At 44.8% G+C, this 6,284-nt stretch carries 7 protein-coding genes and 1 other RNA gene; 2 read left to right on the top strand and 6 right to left on the bottom strand.

Translation table 11 applies throughout. The features are described 5' to 3' along the window. Positions 1 to 86: 86 nt before the first annotated feature. From ftsL to rsmI, 6 genes are all read right to left on the bottom strand, one after another. Positions 87 to 488, bottom strand: coding sequence for a cell division protein FtsL (ftsL, locus tag A3766_RS31225; protein WP_197470004.1), 402 nt, complete (start codon positions 486 to 488; stop codon positions 87 to 89). Positions 489 to 501: 13 nt separating this feature from the next. Beyond that, positions 502 to 1,443: a 16S rRNA (cytosine(1402)-N(4))-methyltransferase RsmH gene (rsmH, locus tag A3766_RS15885; protein WP_068553776.1), complete on the bottom strand. Its 942-nt coding sequence runs from the start codon at positions 1,441 to 1,443 to the stop codon at positions 502 to 504. 31 nt (positions 1,444 to 1,474) lie between these two features. After that, a complete protein-coding gene (mraZ, locus tag A3766_RS15880) occupies positions 1,475 to 1,918 on the bottom strand; it encodes a division/cell wall cluster transcriptional repressor MraZ (protein ID WP_068516386.1) in 444 nt (147 codons plus the stop codon). Positions 1,919 to 2,216: 298 nt separating this feature from the next. Beyond that, positions 2,217 to 2,583: RNase P RNA component class A (rnpB, locus tag A3766_RS15875), an RNA gene on the bottom strand. Positions 2,584 to 2,639: 56 nt separating this feature from the next. Continuing rightward, a complete protein-coding gene (locus A3766_RS15870) occupies positions 2,640 to 3,314 on the bottom strand; it encodes a hypothetical protein (protein WP_068516390.1) in 675 nt (224 codons plus the stop codon). A 128-nt stretch (positions 3,315 to 3,442) separates the two neighbouring features. Beyond that, entirely contained in the window at positions 3,443 to 4,279 is an 837-nt protein-coding gene (gene rsmI, locus A3766_RS15865) for a 16S rRNA (cytidine(1402)-2'-O)-methyltransferase (RefSeq protein ID WP_068516393.1), read from the bottom strand. 56 nt (positions 4,280 to 4,335) lie between these two features. Here rsmI and A3766_RS15860 point away from each other — a divergent pair, with 56 nt between their 5' ends. Both A3766_RS15860 and A3766_RS29085 read left to right on the top strand, forming a co-directional pair. After that, positions 4,336 to 6,159, top strand: a complete 1,824-nt coding sequence (locus A3766_RS15860; RefSeq protein WP_068516394.1) for a penicillin-binding protein activator — start codon at positions 4,336 to 4,338, stop codon at positions 6,157 to 6,159. A gap of 4 nt (positions 6,160 to 6,163) precedes the next feature. Continuing rightward, on the top strand, positions 6,164 to 6,284 hold a 121-nt coding region (locus tag A3766_RS29085; RefSeq protein WP_197479594.1), incomplete at its 3' end, for a YraN family protein.

Here is a 6,284-nt window from a genome sequence, read left to right as displayed (position 1 = left end):
CCCAGCAGAAACCAATACCGCCAGGCTAAATTGCTTTTAGAAATGTCTTTTGAGCGATTCACTAATCAGCACTCTTTTATTTATAGTTAGTAAATTAACTGGATTTTTTCAGTTTCTGGCACTTCCATACCCAAGCTTTCGCGCGCCACTGACTCAATTCTATTAGGCGAGCTCCATGCACTTTGTTCTAATAACAATTGCGCCCACTCGAGCTGAAGCTGATCATTTTTTTCTAGCAAAATTGCTTGCTCTGCAAATAGCTGCCGACTCAAGTGAGAAGAGTACACAACACCAATTGCTGACAAGACGATTATCAGTAACAACATGCCGGTCACCACAAAACCTTTAAAGGAAACCTGCCTTAACAAATGAAGCAAGCCATCTAGGGCCAAAGCCATTCGCTCCATCACCGTCATCTCTGAAGAGTTTTCCCGCACCGCCTCAACGCCGCGTTCACCGTGGCGAACTACCGACGTCAATCTAGACATTAACAACATAAGCCTATTCATCAGAAACTCTCTCCAACACTCGCATTACAGCGCTACGCGCCCGAACGTTATTTTCTATTTCTGCTTTACTCGGTTTAATCGCCTTTCCAACTAGCTTAAAGCCTCGAACAATATCTTTTTCAAAAACGGGCACCCCCGGCGGAGGCGCATCACCTTTTGCTTTTTCACGCATAAAGCGCTTAACAATACGATCTTCGAGTGAATGAAAGCTAATAACAACTAAACGGCCACCGACTGCTAAACTCTCACTTGCTTCGTCCAGCAATCGCTCTAAATCACTCAATTCATCATTAACTTTAATTCGAATAGCCTGAAACACCCTGGTCGCCGGGTGCTTATGTTTTTCCCAAGACGGGTTCGCGTCCTTCACTATTTTCGACAGTTTTGCAGTCGTATCAATTTCCTGACCCAGCAATGCCTCTTTGATACCTCTAGCTATTTTCCTAGCAAACTTTTCTTCGCCATAATCGAAAAATACCTGAACCATCTCTTTCTCATCGACCTCTTTGATCCACTGTGCGGCACTCACTCCGCGCGTGGTATCCATCCGCATATCTAGCGGACCATCATTCATAAAACTGAAGCCTCTCTCAGCATTATCAAGCTGCGGAGATGACACACCCAAATCCGCTAACACGCCCGAAACTTTCTCTTGCCCACAAACTCTCAAATGCTCACGAATATCTGCGAAGGAGCCGTGCACAATCGAAAATCGCTCTTCATCAACAAATCGACTCTGTGCCGCAGATATTGCTTCCAAATCTTTGTCAATAGCGATCAACGAGCCATCTTTATCCAAAGCTTCTAGTATTTTTGAGCTATGCCCACCACGACCAAAGGTTGCATCAACATAGGCACCTGAAGAATTCGTCACCAATAAGTCAACTGCTTCTTGTAATAGCACCGTCTCGTGCATATGTTGCTCACAACTCATACCAATGTGTCCAATTCAATCAACATATACATTACAGAGACAAATTCAGCATTTGCTCAGGAATATCATCATCCTGATCTGCTTCATCTAACCAATTAAACCAACTGTCTTCACTCCAAAGCTCAAACTTCTTTCCTTGACCCACCAACATCAACTTCTTCTCGAGATTTGCATACTCTCTAAGTGTTGGCGGCACAAGAATTCGCCCATTCCCATCCATTTCCAAAGGCGTCGCATAACCAATCAACAAACGCTGAGTGCGTCGCGCAATCTTGTTGAAACTTGGCAGGCTTTCAATTTGAGGCAATATCTCTTTCCATTGATCTTCTGGGTAGACGAGCAAGCAGCGCTCCTCAGTATGCGCAGTCACAACAATACGGCCATCACAAAAAGACGCCAACGATTCCCGAATCTTAGTCGGAATCGCCATGCGACCTTTAGCATCCATATTGATTGCGTGACTACCTAAAAACAAAATTACGCCTCGAAACCCACAAAAAACTGAAAAATACCCAAAATTAACCACTTTTTTCTACTTTTACCCACTATAGGAACTAGAACTCCACAAATCAAGCAAAATAGACGGGTAGCCAAAGGGAAAAATACTCAAAAAACACAATAACTTAGAGAGATATAGGCAAAATCGGAAGGCACAGAGAGACTCTTATCTTTTAACAACAAAAAGATAGCGTGAAAACTTAAGAAACCACTTTAAGAGTAAGATTTTTTTCTTATTAAAAGACAAGAAATGGGGATTTTTTTAACTAGGAAAAGTAAAGAGTTTGCCGATAAGCCGGGTTCTGTCGTGGACAATCATTCATCTAGACTAAACGTCACCATTTAGTTCAAGCAACCTACCCGAATTCAGCGCGAGCCACGCCAACGAATTCCTATTTGGTTTTGCTCCGAGAGGGGTTTACCATCGCCATGAACTGTTGCCAGTCATGCGGTGCGCTCTTACCGCACCTTTTCACCCTTACCGTTCCTAGCCAAGGCTAGAACTTAGGCGGTTCACTTTCTGCTGCACTTTCCGTAGGCTTTCGCCCCCCAGGGGTTACCTGGCACTCTGCTCTGTGGAGCCCGGACTTTCCTCTCCTCATGCTGAAAACTCAGCTAAGCAGCGATTGCCTGGCAAACTCAGGAATAACAGTATTACGGAAATACAGATAATTCAAGAAAAGAATAGATAAATATAACTAATCTCGAACCGTAGCAATGCGAACATTACTAATACTCGTTAGATCAGAGATATAGCCACTGCCGATTGACGCTTCCTGCCCCTCGCGATCCGGAGGAGCAATTGTGGCTACAAAGTCTACCTGCCTCTCAACGATATAACGAATCGAGCCCAGGTTTTGCTCCAAGACAGTTACAGTTTGCTCTATACGACTTAACTCGTAGCTAGTATTGTCTTCTTGATCACTATCGGAATCGAAAACAATGCTATCAAACTCATCATCTCGAACAAGGAAAACAGCATCTTCAAAAGACGAAGGCGGAAGCTCATCCACATAACTCACATCAGCGGAGGTATCAGCTCCAACTAGAGAGTCTTGAATAGTGAGATTACTTGCCCACGACTCAACCTCTTGAGTCAAAGCAAACTCAAGCACGTCAGTCACCTCATCTGGGTTAGCATCCTCAATTGTGATATCGGTCTGAAAAGGCAGCACTTCATAATCGTCATCAACCGTCAAGCCCGCGGCTGTAGGACCAGCTATATTAACAATATCTTCAGCCGAGTTTGCTGACACAGCCGAAACCGTCCCCATCGCTCCTTCTGAAAGCAACTCAAAAGCATGCACAGGAAAAGCCGTCGCCAAGCCCAAAAATGATACTGGGAGAAAAATATTTCGGAACAGTCTATCCATTATGACTCTACATCCGTTAGATAATTATTTGCTTATATTTTGCACGATTAAGAATACCTTCGCAATCTACTAAGCACATCGAATCACATCATTCCTTCAAAATTGCAAACCGGTCGTCGGTTTTACAATCACTTCTCTTTCAAACTTAAAGCCAGGTTGTATATTTCCTTTTTACTTCCGCCCACAACATCCGCCACGACAGCACTTGCCTTTTTTGGCGGCAGCTCTAGAAGCAAACGCGCTAGAAGCTTGAGCTTTTGCTCATCACTCACACTCAGAGGCTCTTCCTGTGAACCTTCAAGCACCAACACAAACTCTCCTCTAGTTTGATCTTCGTCAGCCTTCATCCAAGCCAGAACTTCAGACACCTCACCGTACTTAATCGTCTCATATCGCTTGGTTAGTTCTCGAGCCACACAAAGTTTTCGCCCTGCCAACGCGTCGGACATAGCCTCAAGCGTCACCAAAATCCGGTGAGGCGATTCATAAAATATAACTGTGCGCCGCTCAGCAAGATAAGATTGCAGCACCTCTTCTTTAGCCTTTTTCTTAGCAGGCAGAAAGCCTTCAAAGATAAACGTGTCACTTGCAACGCCGCTGGCGCATAAAGCAGCAATCAGTGCAGAAGGGCCTGGTATGGGCCTGACGAGAACCCCACTTTCTTTGGCTCTCAAAACTAATGTATACCCCGGATCAGAAATCAGCGGCGTACCGGCATCTGAAACGAGCGCCACCGACTGCCCCTCTTTGACCAAGCCAATGATATAAGCACTTTTCTCAGACTCATTGTGCTCGTGCAGGGATATCATTTTTGTAGCAATACCGTAGTGCTCCAAAAGCTTTCTTGTGTGCCGCGTATCCTCCGCAGCAACAACGTCAACAGCTTTCAAAACCTCAATTGCCCTCAAAGTAATATCTGACAAATTTCCTATTGGCGTCGCAACAATGTAAATGGCACTTTCCAAGAACACAACCTCACTATAAAATACGGAACATTCTACATTTAAGCATAGACCCCGCTATGAAAGCACTTCACTTTTCTATTATTGTCTGCCTGTCTGTCATTATATCTGCCTGTGGCACATCGCCTAAAGTAAACCAAAGCAAACTAACAAAGGTCGAATCTCCCGCTCCAAAACAACCGGAAGAGCTGATTTCACTAGCACTAAAGTCCACCTCCCCAAAACAACAATCCAAGCTATTTTTTCAAGCCGCACAATCTTATTGGGAAAATAACCTATACGCACAGAGCGATGCTGCACTAGGGTCAGTTCAAATAGAGCACCTCAATGAAGCTGACGCTCAAGACTATCTTTTAATGTCCTTAAAGTTAGCGACAAGCAATAAGAACAAAGCACGCATTGAGAAAATACTGCCGCTAATCCCGAACCTTGGTTTATCTGGCATGAATGTCGACCAGCAAATCGAGCTTTCGCACTTATTATCTCAAGCTTATGAAATCACAGATTTAACTATTGAAGCGGCGATCACCTTAATCGATCATCGCGGCCTAATTAATCCAGAGCATCACCAAGACACAGACGAGCAAATCTGGCACCTACTCCGCTCAACTGAAACAGCCGACCTAAGCCAATACATTTACACAGGCGACAACCCTGACGCATTAGCGTGGTTAGATCTAGCTCGAACAATCCAGCTAAATCAGATCAGCCTGGATGCCCAATATAATGCATTTCAGGCATGGAACGAGCTGTGGCCAAGCCATCCTGCCAGCCTGAATCCGCCTCACGAGCTAAGCATTCTAAAACAACTCCCAAACACTCGCCCCGATTCGATAACACTTGCCCTGCCCTTAAGCGGGCCACTTCAATTGGCTGGAAAAGCTATTCGTGACGGTTTCATGGCTCAACACTATGCCAGCAATAAACAAAACCCAAACCACGAACCACTACAAGTTCGTTTTTTCGACACAGCAACGCAAGACATTTTGTCACTGTACAATCAAGCACCTGAGACAGGCAGCCTAATTATCGGCCCTCTAGACAAAGCTTCTCTTAAAGCGCTGAACTCCTTAGATATTATTAGCACGCCAACTCTCGCCTTAAACTATCTTCCAGCGACTAACGCAGGTTCAGATAAGCTATACCAACTTGGTCTAGCACCTGAGACCGAGGCCAGACAACTTGCTACACGCCTACACGACAAATCACTGAAACGGGTCGGCATCATACTGCCAGAGAATAATCTTGGCTTTCGCATATACGATAGCTTTGTAGAAAGCTTCTCTTCATTAGACGGGGTCGTTATCGATAGCGTATTTTACAAAAATCAGAAATCTCTCGCTTCGAGCGTCGCCCGCCTCCTCGGCACTGAGGACAGCCAGAATCGAAAGCGAAAAATTCGAAAAATCACTAACACAGCGCTCGAGTTTTTACCCAGAAGAAGGCAAGATATCGACGCACTTGTCATGATTGCCAAACCCGAAATAGCACGTCAAATCAAACCTCTCTTTGCCTACCATTACGCTGCCGACCTGCCAGTATTCGCCAGCTCTCAAATTCATAACATATCTGACAACAACGACAACAGAGACCTGGACGGTATCGAGTTTATCGAAATGCCCTGGATGCTTAGCAGTACAATAGATATCAAAAGCCAGATAAATCATGCTATCCCCGAGTCAACAGAGCAATATAGCCGCTTTTATGCGCTAGGAGCCGACAGCTATAATATCGCCCCAAGACTACAGCTATTGCACGAAGTTCGAGGCAGCCAGATGCAAGGCCACACCGGCATGCTATCAATGGATGAGCAGGGCATTATTAATCGCCAATTAGAATGGGCAAAATTTAGAAAAGGAAAGGCAGTTACCATTAAGGAGTAAGGAAATGCTTAGCAAAGGACTTGCTTATGAGCAGATCGCCGAGAAATACCTTCGCACCCAAGGACTGAAAAGCATAACGAACAATTATCGGTCCAAGTTTGGTGAGATTGATTTAATTATGGGAG

The sequence above is a fragment of the Oleiphilus sp. HI0132 genome, from assembly GCF_001635845.1.
The sequence above is the reverse complement of the archived record's forward strand: the minus strand, read 5'-3'. Positions and strand labels throughout refer to the sequence as shown.

Coding starts and splice junctions, on each gene's coding strand:
- ftsL (WP_197470004.1), bottom strand. CDS start 488: ATGTCTAGATTGACGTCGGTAGTTCGCCACGGTGAACGCGGCGTTGAG.
- rsmH (WP_068553776.1), bottom strand. CDS start 1,443: ATGAGTTGTGAGCAACATATGCACGAGACGGTGCTATTACAAGAAGCA.
- A3766_RS15870 (WP_068516390.1), bottom strand. CDS start 3,314: ATGGATAGACTGTTCCGAAATATTTTTCTCCCAGTATCATTTTTGGGC.
- A3766_RS15860 (WP_068516394.1), top strand. CDS start 4,336: ATGAAAGCACTTCACTTTTCTATTATTGTCTGCCTGTCTGTCATTATA.